At 62.2% G+C, this 17,841-nt stretch carries 13 protein-coding genes; 1 reads left to right on the top strand and 12 read right to left on the bottom strand.

The genetic code is table 11. The features are described from left to right. Positions 1 to 11 precede the first annotated feature (11 nt). A complete protein-coding gene (locus tag VSP_RS03410) occupies positions 12 to 2,690 on the bottom strand; it encodes a tetratricopeptide repeat protein (protein WP_157210714.1) in 2,679 nt (892 codons plus the stop codon). An 83-nt stretch (positions 2,691 to 2,773) separates the two neighbouring features. Then, positions 2,774 to 4,462 carry a hypothetical protein gene (locus VSP_RS03405; protein ID WP_009958758.1) on the bottom strand — a complete coding sequence of 563 codons (1,689 nt, stop codon included), beginning with the start codon at positions 4,460 to 4,462 and terminating at the stop codon, positions 2,774 to 2,776. Positions 4,463 to 4,796: 334 nt separating this feature from the next. Here VSP_RS03405 and VSP_RS03400 point away from each other — a divergent pair, with 334 nt between their 5' ends. Continuing rightward, positions 4,797 to 5,981 (top strand): serine hydrolase domain-containing protein, encoded by a 1,185-nt coding sequence (locus VSP_RS03400; RefSeq protein ID WP_009958757.1) that lies wholly within the window; start codon positions 4,797 to 4,799, stop codon positions 5,979 to 5,981. 3 nt (positions 5,982 to 5,984) lie between these two features. On the opposite strand, the gene VSP_RS03395 is transcribed toward VSP_RS03400, so the two are convergent. The 10 genes from VSP_RS03395 to VSP_RS03350 all read right to left on the bottom strand — a co-directional run bounded on the left by VSP_RS03395 (position 5,985) and on the right by VSP_RS03350 (position 17,359). Next, entirely contained in the window at positions 5,985 to 7,457 is a 1,473-nt protein-coding gene (locus VSP_RS03395; RefSeq protein WP_009958755.1) for a DUF4350 domain-containing protein, read from the bottom strand. Beyond that, the gene (locus VSP_RS03390) at positions 7,447 to 9,120 is read right to left on the bottom strand and encodes a DUF4129 domain-containing protein (protein WP_009958753.1); all 1,674 of its coding nucleotides are present in this window, start codon (positions 9,118 to 9,120) and stop codon (positions 7,447 to 7,449) included. Before VSP_RS03390 ends, VSP_RS03395 begins: the two co-directional genes overlap by 11 nt. A gap of 41 nt (positions 9,121 to 9,161) precedes the next feature. After that, positions 9,162 to 9,473, bottom strand: coding sequence for an RING finger protein (locus VSP_RS03385; protein ID WP_009958752.1), 312 nt, complete (start codon positions 9,471 to 9,473; stop codon positions 9,162 to 9,164). 33 nt (positions 9,474 to 9,506) lie between these two features. Continuing rightward, positions 9,507 to 10,604, bottom strand: a complete 1,098-nt coding sequence (locus VSP_RS03380) for a hypothetical protein (protein WP_009958751.1) — start codon at positions 10,602 to 10,604, stop codon at positions 9,507 to 9,509. Between the two features lie 8 nt (positions 10,605 to 10,612). Further along, positions 10,613 to 11,266, bottom strand: coding sequence for a hypothetical protein (locus tag VSP_RS41870; protein ID WP_156345613.1), 654 nt, complete (start codon positions 11,264 to 11,266; stop codon positions 10,613 to 10,615). A gap of 49 nt (positions 11,267 to 11,315) precedes the next feature. Further along, complete coding sequence (locus VSP_RS03370; RefSeq protein WP_009958749.1) at positions 11,316 to 12,179, bottom strand: RDD family protein; 864 nt, start codon at positions 12,177 to 12,179, stop codon at positions 11,316 to 11,318. A 99-nt stretch (positions 12,180 to 12,278) separates the two neighbouring features. Further along, entirely contained in the window at positions 12,279 to 12,611 is a 333-nt protein-coding gene (locus VSP_RS03365; RefSeq protein WP_009958745.1) for a DUF4339 domain-containing protein, read from the bottom strand. Between the two features lie 57 nt (positions 12,612 to 12,668). After that, positions 12,669 to 15,185 carry a PEP/pyruvate-binding domain-containing protein gene (locus VSP_RS03360; RefSeq protein WP_009958744.1) on the bottom strand — a complete coding sequence of 839 codons (2,517 nt, stop codon included), beginning with the start codon at positions 15,183 to 15,185 and terminating at the stop codon, positions 12,669 to 12,671. Continuing rightward, complete coding sequence (locus VSP_RS33685; protein ID WP_009958743.1) at positions 15,163 to 16,062, bottom strand: phosphatase PAP2 family protein; 900 nt, start codon at positions 16,060 to 16,062, stop codon at positions 15,163 to 15,165. The genes VSP_RS03360 and VSP_RS33685 overlap by 23 nt, the downstream gene beginning before the upstream one ends. Further along, the gene (locus tag VSP_RS03350) at positions 16,049 to 17,359 is read right to left on the bottom strand and encodes a 1-acyl-sn-glycerol-3-phosphate acyltransferase (RefSeq protein ID WP_009958742.1); all 1,311 of its coding nucleotides are present in this window, start codon (positions 17,357 to 17,359) and stop codon (positions 16,049 to 16,051) included. The genes VSP_RS33685 and VSP_RS03350 overlap by 14 nt, the downstream gene beginning before the upstream one ends. Between the last annotated feature and the right edge of the window lie 482 nt (positions 17,360 to 17,841).

The following is a 17,841-nucleotide window of genomic DNA, read 5'->3' as shown; positions in this document are numbered from 1 at the left end:
TAGGTGGTGGTTTAGAACAGGTCGAGCTGGTCTGGGTGAGAGGTCTTCCCGCGCCCCTTGGGCTGGCCTGGCCGGTAGGCAGGCCCACCTTCATACCCGTCCATCCCCGTCATCATGCCGGCAAGCTCTTCTGCGGTAGCATTCCTGGCGAAGTCCACCAGCATGTCGAACGTCGCCACCGGGATCACCTTCTCTCTGACCACCATCTTCCGCATGTCAGCAACGTCCTGCGGGAGGGAGGCCTTGATCTGGAGGATGATGTCCATGAATCCGCGAAGGTCTTCGAAGGAAGGCCCAGGCTTGCTCTCAGGCAAGCTGTCCGGCCCCGGCCTGATCACTTCGACGAATGGATCGTCAAATTCCGGCCTCCTGCTGAAGTGAAACTCCTTCACCTTGTGCAACAACTTGCGCGCCCTCTCCGCCACCACCGGCAAACCTGCCGCGGCAGCATCTTTCGCCAGGTCCTGAAGGTAAGATAGCGGGTCATAGATGGTACCGTTGAAACAGCGCAGATCGTCCAACAAAGCGACCGCAAGCCTCAAGCGAGGGTCCGCTTTTCGCTTGTGACACTTCGAAAGGTGCCGCTGGTGCAGGAGAAAAATCAGGTAGTCGCACAGTTCCGCAAACTGGAGATCCTTCTTGTCCTTGGTGACACGAGACACCAGGGCATCGGTCAGTTGCAGCAACGCTTCTGGAGTGGCGTGTTTTGTATTCAGTGCGGGGATCGCGGACTCCAACGCCCCCCGGACCTGACTCCTAGTGCCGGAAGCCTTGTGCCTCACCACCCAGTACTCATAGACATCCAGCAGCTGGATGATGGTGTCGGCCTTCACGGATGGAAGCACAGCCTTCCATCGCGGGCCACTGTCTTTTGGCACCGGCAGCGCAAAGCAGAGGCAGGCCAGACGCTCAAAATAGACCGCCACAAGGGGGTGAGGTGCCATCTGACTTCCCTCTTCCCGGAGGTTTGCTGAGAGCCCACGACGTTGTCCGGCCCCCTGGATCACGCGCATGCACCACCGGGACCGTGCCTGAACCTTCGGTTCATCCACCAGCAGAGGCTCCAGCAGGGCCCATCCATCCCGCGGCGCACTGCCCCCTGCTTCGAGGATCTGACCTGCCTTGGCGAACACCACTTCATCCAGTAAACGGGTGTCCAGCGGGTCCAGCCGGAGCGCCTTCTCGAGATGCACCACCGCACTGGCAAATTTCTTCAATCCCAAGTCGCTCTCCCCAGCCAGCATCATCACGCTTTTGTCGTCCTCGAACCGCTGGCACATCTCGGCAAGGAGCTTTTCCCGCCTGGCCATCTCACCCGTCCGCTCAAAGATCCGGCACAACCCCAAATAGGATTTCACCCGGCCGGGCTGGAGTTTGATGGCCTTCTCGAACTCCGCCTGGGCGGCGATGGGGTTGCGCACCAGGACTTCAAAGCGACCCGGAATCCGCATCGAAGGCACCACTGCCTCATCGGCCCATTTCGTGCCCATCCATTCCCGGGCCAGAGCCTCTGTCTGAGGTGGCAGCCCCCCTTCATTTTTCCACAGCTTGAGATAGAGCTCGAAAAGCAGGGAGATGTCCGATTCCTTCAGGAAGTCCAGGTTCAACATGACACACCGCAGCAGGGCCAGCGTTTCATGGGTCCGGGTGTGGGCCCGTGGCAGGTCCGCAATGACTGCAGCCAGCAGTTGATCACGCCGATCATCATTCACTTGCTGAGTGCAAAACACCAAATCCGTGAGGGTCCCTGCAGCGTTTGCGACAATGGTGGGGAACTTGCCCTTGGCACCTTTGCGAAGATCACGATACACCCGGCAGACTTCGCCCTTGTCCCAGTGAGATTCGGCCTTTGCGACTGCGCCTGCCCATCCCGGATCTCCCCCCGACAGGGCCAGCAGGCCAAACGCCAGCTGTTCATCAGACGGCTTGGACTCAAGAGGGATGGGTTCCTTCAGGAGAGCCAGGTAGGGCGCGGAGGCACGCGAAAGTAATGAGGAAGGCTCCAGGGACCTGAACCCTCTCAGAGCCTTCTCCCGCTCTCCCTGGTGGCTGAAGATGACAGCCCGCAGGAACGCCTTCCAGTGTTGAAGGAGCGACCGCAACGAAAGCGGACGAAGCAGATCCTGCGCCTCCGAGAAATTGCCTGCGCCCACCGCGTCAATCGCCCGGGACACTGCCGTCATATCCTGGACAACCTGAGGGACCTCCCCCTTGGGGGCGGGCAGGTTCCTGCCCAGACCATCTGCCACCCAGGCGTCCACCCGGCTCCAATCAGACGCGGCAAGTTCCTCTCCAGAACCGAGCCTAGCCGCAAGTCCGGCCACCTCCTCCACAGTTGGCACCCGGGCTGCCCCCGCGCCCTGCGGACGCACCACCGACTGCTGGGCCAGTTGGACTTCCTTCTGCCCCAACATCTCCTTCTTCAGCTCATCCACGAATTCCTTGGGGGCGATGGTGGCCAGGTAGGCCAGCACCTGTTCCGCTTCAGAGATCTGCTTCTTGGCAATCATCTCCCTGGTCAAGCCGGTATTCGCTTCGATCAGCAGAGGCAGAAACTTGGCTTTGTCCGCCTTGCACCCTTGCTTTGCCTCGTCCCGGGCCTTGCGCCACTGCTTGGCGTCCAACAGGGTGCGCACTCTGTCGGCCACTGCGGACACAGACGGGGGTGGGGATGATGCAGCAGGCTTCATGCGGCGGAAAAATTTCTTTATCCCACCCACCGCCATGCGCAAGCTTTGACCGCCGGGCAAGCCTCAATTGTCCGCTGACGGCGTTAACGCGCCACTTCAAAAGTCCGCTCTACCGGCTCGGCACTCCGGAGTCTGGGTTCGATAGACCGACCCCACTGCCAGGCCACCACGGTGACCTTCACAGGAAACCGCGTGCGGGGCGGCACCGGGGTGAGATGCAGGGTATCCCCTTCCACCCGTGCGGGCCCCTCTCGCACGTAGAAGCGGACCTTCTCACCCGAATCTGAGGTGGCCACCAAAGGCGCCGTGGTTGTTCCGGACTTTGGATTGGGAAGCGGGGCAAAGGTGATGCGCTGGGCAGGGCCGGCAGTGTTGCGGACCGGGATCTTCAGAAGCGCCTGCTGCACGGCGCGTTTGTACTCTCCATCTCCCGGATGGCTTGCCATCAGCCAGATCTCCCCCGAGCGGCGGGGGTTGTCGAAACCAAGCCGCCCAAAGCCAATTTGAAACGTCTCGGGATCGAGTTGGGTCACTGGGCCGCAGATCCTCTGGATGACCACCGGGCCGCCGCTGGAGGCATGACCGATCTCCGCACCAGCGGGAAGCTGGGTCCATTTCACAGGACGCCCTTCTGGCACAGCTTCAAGAAAGGTGCCGCGCACCTTGAAGGTGATGCCATCTGGTTCAGGCAAGAACGGCAACGTGACCTGCTGATGGGTCTTCTTGTCCTGCCCCACCTTGACGCCTGCTTGCTCATAACCCACGAGTTGGGCTTTCTTGTTTTCGTGCTCGTTCCCGAAGGCCTCGATTCTCTGAGCGGTTTCCTGATCGAAGCACCAGAACGTCTGCCCGGGATCTCCACCGTACTGGGCCACTGAACCAGCCGCCGACTTGCGGGGCTGATCGCGTCGCCAGCGTTCCACCAGCCACCCTTCACGGCGGGGATCCAGTGGCACGAGAGGCTGTCCTTCTTCGGTTGGCAAGCGATGGTGAGCGGCCTTTTGCAGATACAACGCCAGGAACTCCACCTTGGCCTCAGAGACATCGAAGTGCCCGCCCCCGGGCTCCGCCAGCAGCGAGAGCGGCAGCCGGGGATGTTCACGACGTTGTTTGAGGCCCTCTCCCGCCCGATCCGAGGCCCATTCATACTCCCCCATAATCACCATGCCCGGCACTCCATCAAGAGCGTCCGCAGACAGTTTGGGAATGCCTGGCCCCGTGGCGTACGGCCACTGCCCGCTGATGGAGATGGCAGCCAGAGTCCGTTCTGGCTTCCATGCAGCAAAGGACCAGGGGAAGGAGGCCGCAGCCGAGTGTCCAATGGGGACCACAGGCACCGTGCCCAGCTCGGTGTACCCGGAAATCGCGCCCAAGGCGCTGAGAATTCCCTCGAACCTCCCACCCAAGGCCGTATCCGCCTGGAGGTCCATGCCCAATGGCGGAGTGATCCAGACGGCGGCGAACTGCAAGTCTGCCAGCGCTTTGCGAAATCCGGGATGCTCCAGGATGGACTCCTCCTCCATGTTGTGCTGCCCCAGCACCAGGCCCCTCAGCTTTTGACAGGTGGGCGGGATCCACAGATAGGCGCGAGGAGCGGCCTGAGTCTCAGGGGAAACGGTCCCTTCCAGCGGAGCAGACCATTGCCACACTGCAACGTCTTCAGCCTTCAGCGGCAAGGCATGGCTGAACAGACCAGCCACCATGGCCAGCCAGACCGAAGCCTGGAGCATCGACATCATCTTCACCAGTGTCCGCAACTCTGCGGAAGTCATGCTAGCCTACGCCGGGAGCAGCCACCATAGAACATCTGTTCACCCTGGCCCTGACCGCCTAAAGGCCAATGCCACCTCAGGAGGGCCGAAGGCCCGGCCTCATCAAGCCTGCCCACGACGGACGTCCCTGCATAACCTCGGGCTTTCAGCCCTCAGCTCGTTCGCCAAAGGGAAATCATCGACCTCACCACCTTTCCCTGCCGGCATTGGTCCCGCATACGGGACGGCACTCCACCCTGGCTGGCGAAAACGGCAAGGAGTTCGGCGGGAAATCCTCCTCGTGAAAATCTCAGACAAGGATTCCCTTCCAGGAATTTCCCGTTAGAATCTGCCGATGCTGTTCAGCCGCCGCCGCTGGCTTCACACTGCCGCCCTGGCCTCCTTGAGCGGGACTCGGGCGCTCCGGGCGTCCCCCGCCCCGCAGCCGCTGGTGCGCAGCCGATTGGATGAGATCCAGGCGATGTTGGTAGAAGCCGTCAAGAACCGCCAACTGCCCGGTGCCGAGTGGTGGATCGAGAAGCAGGGCGTTGTGGCTTCAGGCTTTCACGGATCGCGAGCCCGCGTGCCTTCAGTGGAGCCGCTGACGGCGGACACGATTTTCGACCTTGCTTCGCTTACCAAAGTGGTGGCCACGACCCCCTCCGTGATGCTGCTGTATGAACAGGGCAGGCTGGACATCAACGACCGGGTCTGCCGCCACTTGCCGGAATTCACCGGCAGCGGACGGGAGTTCATCACGATCAAACAACTGATGACCCACACCTCGGGACTACGCCCGGGCATCACGCTCAATCCGCCGTGGACGGGCTGGGCAGCCGGGCATCAGTTGATCATCACCACCGAGCCATTTCACCTCCCTGACGCAGAGTTCCGCTACAGTGACATCAATTTCCTCCTTCTGGGAGAGCTGGTGAGTCGCGTGGCCAGACAGCCGCTGGACCAGTTTGCCAGACAGCATGTCTTTGATCCTCTGCGGATGAAGGACACAACCTATGTGCCCGGAGATGCTCTGAAACCACGCATCGCCCCCACGGAGAATGACGAGAACGGCCAGCTCCTCCGTGGCGTCGTGCACGACCCCACCTCCCGCCGCATGGGCGGGGTGACCGGTCATGCAGGGCTGTTCAGCACCATCGGTGATCTGGCAAGATACGCCCGCATGATGCTGCGGCAGGGGGAGCTCGAGGGCACCAGAGTCTTGCGCCCGGAGACGGTGCAACTGATGACCTCTGTGCAATCGCCACCCGCGATGGCCGACCAGCGGGGGCTCGGCTGGGATCTGAACTCCAGCTACAGCCGCCCCCGGGGCATGTTGTTTCCTGATGGCTCTTACGGCCACACGGGATTCACAGGCACGTGTCTCTGGATCGATCCTGCATCCGGCAGTTTCTACATCTTCCTCTCCAGCCGGCTGCATGGCACTAAAGGCCGCACCAACATCCTTTCCATCTATGAGCGGATGGGCACCCTCTCCGCCCAAGCTGCAGGGTATGTGCTGACGGGCGGAGCAGGCCTCTGAAACTTACGCACCACCCTGCTTGCGACCGGGCCCGGTGTGCACGGCTTCACAAATCTGGCGATAGACGCCCGCCACCTGTCGCACGGGGAGCTTGATGCCTTTCACAGGTGCCATCACCTTTTCCGCCGCAGCCACGCGTGAAGCTGCGGCCCCGTTCTGACGAGCGGACTTCTCCCAAACCTCGAAGCAGCGGGTCAGCAACTGGCCACGAGAAATGCCCCTCCGCAGCAGGCTGATCAGACCTGCGGTGGCTCCGTGACCGGAGACCACTGCCTCCGACTCCTTGCCCGCGACATCCTCCGCAGGCACCAGGCTGGAGCTGCTCTGCCAGATGAACAGGCCGAACAGAACCAGACCACCGATAAAGAGGCCCTGAAGATGCAGACGACGGGCGAGCGTCATGATGCCGGGAGACTCCACCGTGCCCAGATGGAACTCGTCAAAGATCACTTCACGCGAGGGGCCCACAAGCCACGCCAGGAACTGCGGGGCCCGCTCCTTCAGCAGTGCTTCATTGCTGGCAAAGTAGCTGTCCGTGGCCACCACCACACTCCCCTGGCCGATACGTTGCTCCGCAATCATGATGGACCCATTGGCTGCGGCAAGGGCCGTCCAGCGGTCGGAGGTGGACACCGGCTTTTCGTCTTTCTCCTCGTCCTTGCTCGAAGCTTCCGCCTTGTCTTCCACCTTATCCTCCGCCTTGTCATCCACCGCGGGCTTTTTCTCGGGGATTTCCTCGAACTTGAGGGACGTCCGGCTGTACCACGCCGGCAGTTCGCCGTCCTTCAGGGGCAGTTGGGGGGACTTCTCCAGTTCAATCGCCCCCTTCGCCGTCATGACAAAGTTCTGTCGTTCCACCGTCAAACCGAGCACCGCCTTCAAGGATCTCGACTTCAGCAGCCAGGCCATTCTCTCCTGCAACTCCTCATGCTTGCGCTGGTCCTCACCGTTCTTGTCTGCTGGTTGAGCGGGAGCATCCTTTTTCGCAGCCTGTTCGCGTTCCCGCTTCTTCTCCCGTTCCTTCCGGCGCTCTTCCCGCTGTTCACGCTCGCGTCGCTCGGCATTCTCGTCCCGCCGCTTGTCCACGCGGTTCTCCATCTCCTTCCAGTTGCCCACCTGGCCGTCCAATGTGATCACCACCCGGCCACCACGGGCGGCAAAGGCCTGCACGTCCTTGCCGTTGAATTCCCGCGAAGCAAACACCTCGGGGGTCAGACGCAGCAGCAGGAGGGTCTGACCGGGGCCACCTTCCAGCTTGTCGAGGCTGCGGTAGTTGCGGAGCGCCTGTGTGCCATCCAGACGGTCGAGGGACTCAAACAGCACTCGCGATCCCAGGGGATCACTGCGCAGCGAGGAATAGGGCGGATACGCATCCCCCGCCGAGAAACGACGCCCAATGATGCTGGAGAGACACCAGACGGCAAAACACCCCAGCAGAACCAGGATGACGACAGGGACTGCGTTGTTACGCTGCATGGCGGGTGATGCGCTCGTGTTCCTCCTGGAAGCTGGTCATGAGTTCCTGTGTGACCTCGTGCCAGCCGTACCAGACCCGGTCAAAGGTGCGAACCTGACGCAGAAAGCTGGCCTGCACATCCTCGTGCCCCCGGGCCTTGCGGTTGATCTCCCGCACATAGTCTCCGTTGGACTTGGTGCCGCTGATCTGGAGCATGCGTTTCTCGCCGAGATGCGCCAGCGTGGCGAGGAAGAGGGCGCGCAAGGCCAGCCTCAGCTCCCCGGCCTCCATTTTCTCGCGGGCCAGGCGCAACCACTCATTCTCGGGCAACTGCGTCGCCACCACGTGCTCGCTTTCCAGATCGATTTCCGCCGGGGCAGCTTCAGCCTCCACCACCTGGGTGAGACGCGACTGCCGCCAGTTGCGGTAGAACAGCCAGAGCACGCCGAGGACCAGCACGACTGCCAGCACGATCAGGAACTTGGGCATCATGGCCATCCAGGCCGAGCCCCCAGGGGCATCCGTGGGCATGTCGGGCATCTCCTTCCCGCCAAACAGCCAGTCGATGAGATCCCCGATGGCATTGCCAATGTGCTCCAGCATGCTGTTGATCCAGGCCCCCAGTTCTTTAAATCCGCTCGCAAGCCAGGAGCTCTCCTCCTCCACTTTCGGCCCCCCGTCCCGCGGCATGCGCCACTGGTATTCTGAGCCCTGTAGCACGCTCTCGATGTTCTGCGACAGCTCGCCCCCACGCCCAGGCTCTGTGGACGGGGCCGGGGCCGCGGCTGTGGACTGAGCGGCGGCCGGAGTCACCGCGGCAAAGGACCCTAGCGCCAGCAACAGGGTCACCCCCACCGTAGCCGCCCGCAGGGAGGTGATGCGTCGCAGAATGACCGCGAGGTCCGCCCCTGTGGTGCGGGATTCGCCGTAGAAGCACCTCAGAATGTAGATACTCTTCACCAGGGGGTTGATCCCCAGATAGCAGATCATGACCAGCAAACCCTGAATGCCGGTGCTGAAGAGGAGCATCCAGTTCATGCTAAAAGGGTTCTCAATGCCGGTGAAGGACTTCAGCAGCATGGCGCCCATGCCGAACCCGATGAAAACATTGAGATACATCAGGAAGGCCACCAGCTTGATGATGCCGATCGTGGTGGCGTTCTGCAGCCATTCCAAATGAGACTGCCGGGCGGCAATGCGAACCAGTTCCCGCGTGGTACCCCCCTTGCGGAAATGGTCCACCGACAGAATGGTCACGTTGTGGTAAAACGCGTAAGTCCACGGGAAGGGCAGCATGGCCAGAAGCGCAATCACCAGCACCCAGGGAGCCGTGGCGTGAATGAGCATCTGCGAGGCCACCAGTCGGCACCATCCGCGGAAGGGCAGTGACCCCGGTTGAGTCCGGCCTTGCACGACGGCCTCCAACTGGTCGCAATACAGTGCCTGGCCCACCTTCATGCCCCCGTAGAGGAGGGCAAGCACCAGGGACGACTCCATGACATGGGCTCCCGCACTGGCTGAGCGGGACATGTCATTGAGGAAATAAAACAGGTAGAGTGCGAACGGGATGGTCGAGGCGTAGTAGGTCAGCCACGCCGACGCCGGGGAGCGTCGCAGCAGGTGGGTGGCCTCCTCCAACAAGGTGATGAGGGTCGGCAGGGTGGATGGCTGGCGGTGGGCCATGGGGGGGGGAACTCGGGAGGGAAAGGTCTGTGGCGATCCGGCTACATGCCGGAGAATTTCATCCAGATGGTGCCCTCATGCACCTCGGCGGGGATGTTCAGCAGGATGCGCCCCACGGCCCAGGTGGTGAACCACAGGATCGCCACCCCCAGCACCGCCTGCAGGCCAGCGGTCACCAGGAACCAATCCCGCTTGGGCTTGTCCTTGACGCTGGTCTTCTCCCGGTGACAGGCCACGCACACCATGCGCCCGTCCAGATCCGTGATGCATTCACGACAGAAGGTGTTCCCACAGGAAGTGCAACGGGCCGCTGCTTCCCGGAGGGGGTGATTGAGACAGATGGCGTTGGACACGGGAGAGAGGGATTTAGGAACGAAGCCGGACTCTTAGGCAGCGGGATCCAAGGGGGGCGGTATCGGAGGAGTGGCGGGGACAGCTTTCGGGGCGAGCCGACGGCCCCGCCCTCCGTACACAACAATACTCAAGCCCAGAATGAGGATCAAGCCCCCCAACACCACCAAGCCCCAGCCCCAAGGCTCGCACTGCTCCATGGAGTAGTCGGCCAGGAAGGAGAGGATGCGCTCGTTTCCAACCGTTTTCTTGCCAAACATGTCTTCGGGATGGTTCATCCCCTGGTGCATGACCGCCGCGATTGCCAGAATATACATGCCCAGACCGGCCAGCAGATCCACCACGAGATTCACCCAGAGACAGGTCAGCAAGGTGCCTGGGGTCCGGTAACGGGACGCGTGAACGAGGCCGATGATGCCCAAGACTGTGATCAGGGTGCCCAGCACGACGCTGGAGAGGGTGAGCGCCAGCCCGGGAACAAAAAGCTCTGCTGCCAGCGCAGGCCCCCACAAGAGCATGAGGAGCCCGGTGAAGAAGGTCCAGTTGCTACCTTGCCACGGGGGTTTGCCGCCCGGAATGGAGGCGCCTGGCAGCAAGGGAGGTGGCAGCGGCGAAGCTGCCCCAGACACCGCATCTGGTTGAGCTGGGGAAAGGGAGGCCGGGACCAGATGGCTCTGCTGCCTGCGGCAGAGATCCTCCAGCAGACGCATGACTGGCTCCGCCTTGTTCACACGGACGAGAGGTTTCAACCGCAGGACCTGCACGGCCGTCTGGAGCGAACAGCGGCAGGTACGCCCGCGAAACACATTGATCAACAACAGGACCGTGAGCATCACCCCTGGGATGACCAGGGAGATCGGGAGAAATGGCTCCTCATCACGACTCAAAAACGCCAGCCCAAGAAAGAAGAACGCCGCGAGCCCCATGCCGATGGAAGCCCAGATGTAAGACTTCGTGGTGACCAGAGTCAGGGCTTGAATCTTGTCGTAGTCCACCCGGCGGTACACCTCACTAAACGGGAGAAGGAATCCACGCCCCTCCACCACGAGCAGGTGGTCAGGCCCCTGCCAAAGGCTGCCCTTGCCCCCGGTGCCGCCGGCCAGATGCTTGTAATCGTCAAAGGACTGCTTCATCTGCCACCTCAATTAAAGTTCTTGGACACAACCGCGATGAAGAGCACCACCCAAGTCGCACACTGAAGAAGGCTCAACAGCCCGGCCCACACCACCCGCCCCCGCCCACGGGGTACCAGGCTGCGCGGCTTGCCCCAGGCAAAGATGGCCAGGCCCAATCCCGTGGGGGCAGTGATGAGACTGATCATGACACACACGGCGATGAACGCCACCCCGACCGGTCCCAGCAGCAACAACGGGATGCAGAGGAGGAAGGGGGCCAGGGTCGTCAAGAGGGCGATGTTGTCCCAAAGCACGCGCCGTGACTGGAAACGGGAATCCTGCCGCTTGAGCCGGAGATTGTCCAGACACTTGAAGCAGACCGTCTCCCCTCCCCACTGAGCCGCCCAGGCATCGGAAATAAACACGCCGCAGTGGCTGCAGGACGTGGTAGCCCGGCGCTCGGGATTGTAGAAACAAACATTGTCCCCCGGACCAGGAGGATCATCCGGCAACGAGGGTGGCCGGGAGGCGGCGGGGTTAACTCCCGCACCCGCAGCCAAAGCCGGGAGCACCCATGCCTGCGACACCCGCCCACAGAGCGGACAGGGGGCGCTTTCGCGCCCCTTGAAAGCTTCTTGGGGGATGGCGTAGCCGCAACTGGTACAGCGAAGAGTGGCCATGATCACTGCCGGGGTTTTTTCTTTGGGGGGGCCGGACGTGCGGCTGGCACTACTTGCGCACCACGCGGGTCGCGCAGATCCGGTCATGCAACGCCCGCTTTTCTGGATCGAACGCCGCCATCCACCACGGGAAGGAACCCAACAGGAAGCCAACGAAGAGGGAAGCGATCACGCCAAAGGCAATCCCACCGGCGAATGCTTCTTCATTGCTTTCCATGAGAGATCTGAAACCGCCAAAGCCCAAAGCCATGACCAGCATGAGCAAGACGAAAACGACAATGCCCAAGATCAAGCCACTAAGCAGATAGTCCGCCGCAAAACGTCCGAGCGACCGAAGGTAGGACGGCTTGGTGCCGTCGGCATTGACCACCTTGAAGCCCAGAGCCAGCTTGCCGAGCGTGGCACTGTATTTGCCCGTCATCCAGGTGTAATAGCCCGCCCAGATGACCAGTTGCAGGAAATTCATGACGAGCTGGCCGATAATCTGAATCCCCGCTGCCCCGGCAGTGTCACCGCCAGAGGCACTTGCCATCCCCAAGCCAAAGGCGATGGGCAAGAACAGCAGGCAGCTGCCCACAGAGACTACGATGTAGTCAATGAACCGGGCCAGGAAACGCCACCAAAAGCCAACGTACTCCATCGCCCCGGGATGGGTGGCCTCGGTGACCACGCCTTCCCGCATCTGCTGAAGGAGGAGCCCTTTGTCATACACCGGCACGCCACCGATGGTGGGGGTGGCGGGGCTCACCTGGGTGAGGTCTGGCCGCACTTGGGAGAGCGGCTGCCAGTCCGGCAGGCCTTCCCTCCAGACCAGAGCTGAGGTTGGGAGGGTCCCACCACGCACCAGCGTGGTCAGTTCCATGTCAGAGATCGGGCCCTTTTGTTGTCCGTTGTCAGAGTAAAACCAGTTCATGTGTCGGCGGGATCTGTCTTGGGTTGGGAGAAGCGTGGAGAGCGGAAGCACCCTCGCTGAGAGAAGCCGTGGAGAAAAGCAAAAAACCTGCGTGGCTCCTCAATTCCTTTCACGTCCGAATAGTCGCCCAAAGAGCCCCGGCTTCTCCCTGTGGGATTCTCCTGGAGAGCCGCCGTTTGCGGCCGCATCGGAGGAGGGCACGTCCAGAGGGACCGGGGCAGTGGCCTTTGTCACAGACGCGGGCTTTTCTTGGGCCTCGCGCACACGTTCGAGCAGGTCGGGATGCAGCTTCTGAAGCGGAGCCCATTCCTCAAGTTCCGGCCGCCAGACCAGGGTGTCTCTCACCAGCGCGCCTTCGAGGGCGAGCTTCTCCAGCGCCTCCTCGCTTACGGGCCCCAGCGCGTGACCCTCGACTGAGTAATACCAGTTCATGCCAGAAGGGATACTGCCCCGCCCCTCCGGGGTTTGCAAGACTTGGGTGCCTGGTGATCAAGTTTCCTGCACCAGTCTGACACGCCCCCGGGAGCCATCCACACGCACCCGCTGCCCGTTGGTCAGCCGCGAGAGGCAATCACGCACAGCCATGACCGCCGGGATGCCCATCTCCCGGGCGGTGACCGCCCCGTGGGACAGCGGGCCACCGCTGGCCGTGATGACCGCACTGGCCAGATAGAAGAGCGGGGTCCAAGTCGGACTCGTGGTGTGAGCGACCAACACAGCGCCTTTGGGAAACTTCGCGAAGTCGTCGGCCGATAACACGCGAAAGACTTCGCCCTCGGACTCGCCCGGACTGCCTGCAAGTCCGGTCATGTCTCCCGACTCTTCCAAGGGCTCCTGAGCCGACTCTCCCAGATTCCACTCCGGCTCCCGCGCGGCATCCGCCAGGCAGGCGGCTTTTTGTTCGCGCACCTGTTCTCCCAACAGCCTCCAGGCGGCACCGCTGCCCGTATGCACTGCGGTTTCGATCTGCGCCTCATGCGCATAAAAGATGTCCATGGCCTCTTCCAATACGCCGCGCGCCACGAGCCGGTCCCCCAGCGCCCGCAAGCCCATGCGGAGGGGCTGGTTGAGCCGGGTGGTCTGGTAGTGTTCCAGGTCATCCAGGCTGGTGTAAGCCCGCGCCAGGCGGAGGATCTCCGAGAAGAAGTAATGGGCCTCCTGCGGGAGCTTGCTGAACAAACGAAACTCCGCCTGCTGTGCCGCCACCTTCACTTCCCGCTCCTTTTTCACCGGGGCCGCATGCATGGGCGAAGCGAGGATGATCTTGAGGTTGTCCAGCACCACCCACGGTGCCTCACGCCAAGGGGGCTGATAGGCATCAAAGTCGATTTCACGGTGCCCGTGATTCTCGATAAAGCGCTCAAACTGGGCGTTAAACTCCTCGAACGGTTCGAGCAGATGATCCTCGATGATCTCGCGTGAGGGAACCTCCTTCAGCAAGATTGCCAGATTGGGCTTCTGCTGGGCGCGATGCGCCAGCTCAAACAGCTCCCGGTTGATCTGACCGGTCTTGGTCTCACACCAGGACATCAGGGCGTCAAAGATGGGTCGCGCGTCCTGCTCACCGACCACGTATGCAAGCAGCTTCAGCAGCAGACGGCACAGCACGGACTGGGTGATGGAGATGGCGATGTTGGGCCGGAAATACCGTGCGCCATGCGCCACCACCTCCTTCACATGCGCCCACAGGGCGGCTTCGTTCATCTCCTGAAGTGGCACCATGGAAAACACACCCAGACGGATGAGGTAGCCATCCAGATCCCGCATCCATGTCACCGGCAGTTCCTGCACCCAACGGTATTCCTCCCGCAACCGGGGCATCTGCCCCAGCAGATCCTCCAGGTTGGTGAAGTGGAAAGGGGTGCGTCCCGCATAAAGTCGCACGGCATTCTGGTTGCCATAGATGTAGTGACCGAAGCTGGCGAACCATTTCCCGCGGAACGCCGGGTAGTCCATGAGGCGGAAGGAATAGTGGAGAGATTCGTGAAATCCGGCCTCCACGAAGTCCCAGGTAAGCGGCGTGATGACATTGGGGAAACGCTCGGCCGACTCGTCCCGGGTCCACTTGGGCGGGATGGTGGTGATGGGCCGGGACTGGAGCAGGTGCAGTGTGCCGCCGAGCAAGCCCCATTCGATGTCCTGCGGAAAGCGGTAGTGACGCTCCACACGGACCAGGAGCGCCGCCAGTTCGGCAAGCTGCGCGTCACTCAAGCAGGCGCAACATGCGGCGGCATCGTCCACCACACGATCCACCGTACCCTGGTCTGAGGAAACCACCATATGCGACTTGGCGGCCACCGTGCGGGACTTCACCGTTCCCGTGGCCTTGTCGAGCTCAAAGTGGTCCACCTCCGCCTCCCCGCTCACGACCGACTCCCCCAGTCCGTAGTTGGCATCCACCACGATCGTACCGAGGTCACCATTCACGGGATTGATGCTGAAGGCCACGCCTGCGACATCACAGGGCACCATCTGCTGGATCACCACCGCCATGCTGGCATGCGTGTGGTCAAAGCCGTGCTCCCGCCGGTAGGCGATGGCGCGGTCATGCCAGAGGGAAAGGAAACAAGCCTTGACCTTCGCCAGCACTTCGTCTGTGCCAATCACATTGAGGAAGGTATCATGCTGGCCCGCGAAGGCAGCACTGGCCAGATCCTCCAGGTTGGAGGAGGAACGCACCGAGTACGCCTGCCCCGCCGGGCGGGCCGCCAGGGACTGGCGCACCTCGGCAGCCACGGCCTCCGGGAGCGGTGCGCGGGCGAGTTCTTCCCTCAGGCGCGCACCACCCTGCTGGAGGCGAACCGGATCCCCGGCAGAGAGATCCGCGGCCTGGGCAAGCACCTCCCCCAGTCCTGATACAAACTCCTGGTACGCGAGGGTGGTGACCACCATCCCGGGTGGAACCGGGAAGCCATGCTGGGTGAGCAGGGCCAGGTTGGCTCCTTTACCCCCGCAGAGATCCACCCGGGTGGCGCGTTGATCGTCAAAGGGAAGCAGCAGGCTCATGTCGGAGTGAGGATGTCGGGTGTGGGTCGGGGGCATGAAGGTATCGGGTCAGCCAGAGGGCAAAGCCGGCCAGGGCAAACCCAGCCACCACGTCCGTCACATAGTGATAGCGGAGGTAGATGGTGGAGAGCCAAAGGCCAACGGTGGGCACCAGCCAAAGACGGAATCGGCCGGGTGCAAAGCGAAGGTCAAACCCCAGGAGGAACGCCGTCACCGCCGTGTGGAGGCTGGGAAAGACATCCACCCGGTTGCTCCCCGCCTCCACGAGGGCAGCGTTCCACTTGGTGAACACCCAACCCTCCAGCGGCACGGTGTAGCGGGCGGCAAAAGCGGGGTCCAAATGCGGTCCCGCCGCAGGAATGAGGGTATAACCGAGGAAGCCCAGCCCGTACACGGCAAAAAATCCGGCGGTGAAGAGCCGCGCCAGGTCCAGCCCCCGGCGGTAGTAGTGAATCCAGCTGAAGAGCAGGGCGAAGAAGAACGTGAGATAGCAGAAGCTGAAGACCTCCGTGACCAGGGGGTGCACATGGGCCTGAAGCCAGAGGGAGGGATGACCGCCGAGGATTCTTTCATCGATCCCCTGCAGCTCCGCGTCCCAGCGGCGCGCCGTCATGGCGGGCACGGCCGTGCGCATGGCCCCATAGGTGAAGTTGATGGCCACCGGGTAGTACAACAGCCGGGCAAAGGCGAGGCGACGACTCCGCTCCCACTGGCGACAGGCCACAATGAGGGCGACGTTCACCAGCAGCAGCACGGTGAACAGGATGGCATCCTGCTGCCAGCCCGTGACCCAGGCGATCCGGATGGTGCTGCTGATCCAGAACAGGCCGAAGACCCACTCATGAGGAAGGATCTTCCAGTGATCAAGCCGGGTCATGTCCCACCTCCTCAAGCAAACGTTGATGAAAAGCAAGCGCCTGGAGACGCAGAGCAGGGTGACGCAAGGCGTTGTTCACGGCGATGGTGACCTTGGCAAACCGATGAGTGAGTTGGAGGCTGACCAGGGTGGACAGGAGATAAAAGACCAGCCACGCCAACTGGCCTGCCGCAAGCAAAGCCACCACCAGAGCCGCAAACCAGAGGAGAAAGACCGGCACGCCCACCATGGACTTCCAAAGACTCACGACGTTCTCGTCATCCGCCAGCTTCCGGGCCGCCAGCCAGCCAGCAAGAAGCGGGGGCAGATTTAGCAGCACGCCGGGCAACCAGATGATGCCGAAAACGAAGAACGCCGCCACATAGACGGGGACCGGCTTGATGGGAAACAGCGGAATACCCTGGTGAAACAGCAGCCGCACGCCCGGGGCCGCCGCCTGACGTTCACGTATCGACTCCTGAAACCCACGCCAGGCCTCCAGCATGGGAGCCGGGACGCCCCGCTCCAGCCGCTTCATCATGGCAAAGTATTCATGCTCTGTGCCCAGGGTCAGGGCGTAGGCGATGCGCTGCACGTCCTCCTGATCGGACGGGGTCGGCACATTGATGCCCACATCCCCCAGCGCCAGCGTCATGCGCCGACGGATCTCCACCAGCCTCTGTCGCGCGGACATTGTTTCATCGATCTCCAGAGGAATACGCGGGCCTATCACCACCTCGACCCGGCGGCGGAACAGCGAGGGCTCCTCGTAGTGGACACCCAGAGGAATGACCTGCAAATCTCTGCGCCCAGAGTCCAGAAAGTCCTGGATCAGATGCACCGCTCCTGCGCGGAAGGGCAGGTGCTGCGGCCCCAGAGTGCTGGTGCCTTCAGGAAAAATGGTGAGTCGCCCTCCCTGCAACAGCAGACGCAGGCATTCTCCCATCGCTTCCCGGTTGATCCGGTCAGCATCCGGAGTCCGGGCGCGATCCTTGTCCCTCACGACCTGAATGCCCGAGAAAAACAACCGGCCAAAGAAACTGCGACACAACTGGACTGAGACCATGAACCGCGTGGGGGCCAGCAGCGAGTGATAGACAAAGGCGTCCACCGCCCCGTTGCGATGCAGACAGAGGAACAAAACGGGACCCGCATCAGGCGCAGGCAGATGCTCCCGCCCGGTCACCGTGACCCGGTCGAAGTAGAGCCAGGAAATCAGCCGGTGAAACCCGGCATGCCAGCCAGGGCGCATCGTGACACGGTCGCCCTCTGCCAGAGGCAGCGGCGCGGAGGAGTCAATTGAGCGGGAGGGAGGCACGGCGTGGGCAGTCGGGGATCTCCCCCGACAAGACATGCATCGGAAAATGCCGGCGATTGTGACACGGCAATGAGTTTCTCCGTTCGATTACCGCCGCACTGGGGAATCAGCCGCCGTTGCCATCCACCCAGCGCACATTTGCAGTTGTCGCCAAGCAACCGATTTCGGCTCAGTCCTCAGCCAATCCCCGAAGGGGATTTCTAACACAGCCCAGCGGTTGAACGAGCGCTAAGCGAGTCAACCCTGGGTACCTGCAGAGTGGATGATCAGGTGTGGAGGCCGACTGCCTCCGCTCTCTCCCACCGCCATCAACACCTCCACGTCAGCCTATCGGGTCCCCTGGCTGACAATCATTCGCCCAACGTTCCATCTGTCGGCAACGCCATGCCAGCCCCACGCTCCTGACGCCATGGACGGTCACTTCATACAATCACACACTCTGCCATCCCCCTCCGCTCCCCAGCGGGGCCGGAGACCCCGCC

Source organism: Verrucomicrobium spinosum DSM 4136 = JCM 18804 (assembly GCF_000172155.1).
In the GTDB taxonomy this organism is placed as follows: domain Bacteria; phylum Verrucomicrobiota; class Verrucomicrobiia; order Verrucomicrobiales; family Verrucomicrobiaceae; genus Verrucomicrobium; species Verrucomicrobium spinosum.
Note: the sequence above shows the minus strand (reverse complement) of the source record. Positions and strands in the feature narration are given on the sequence as shown.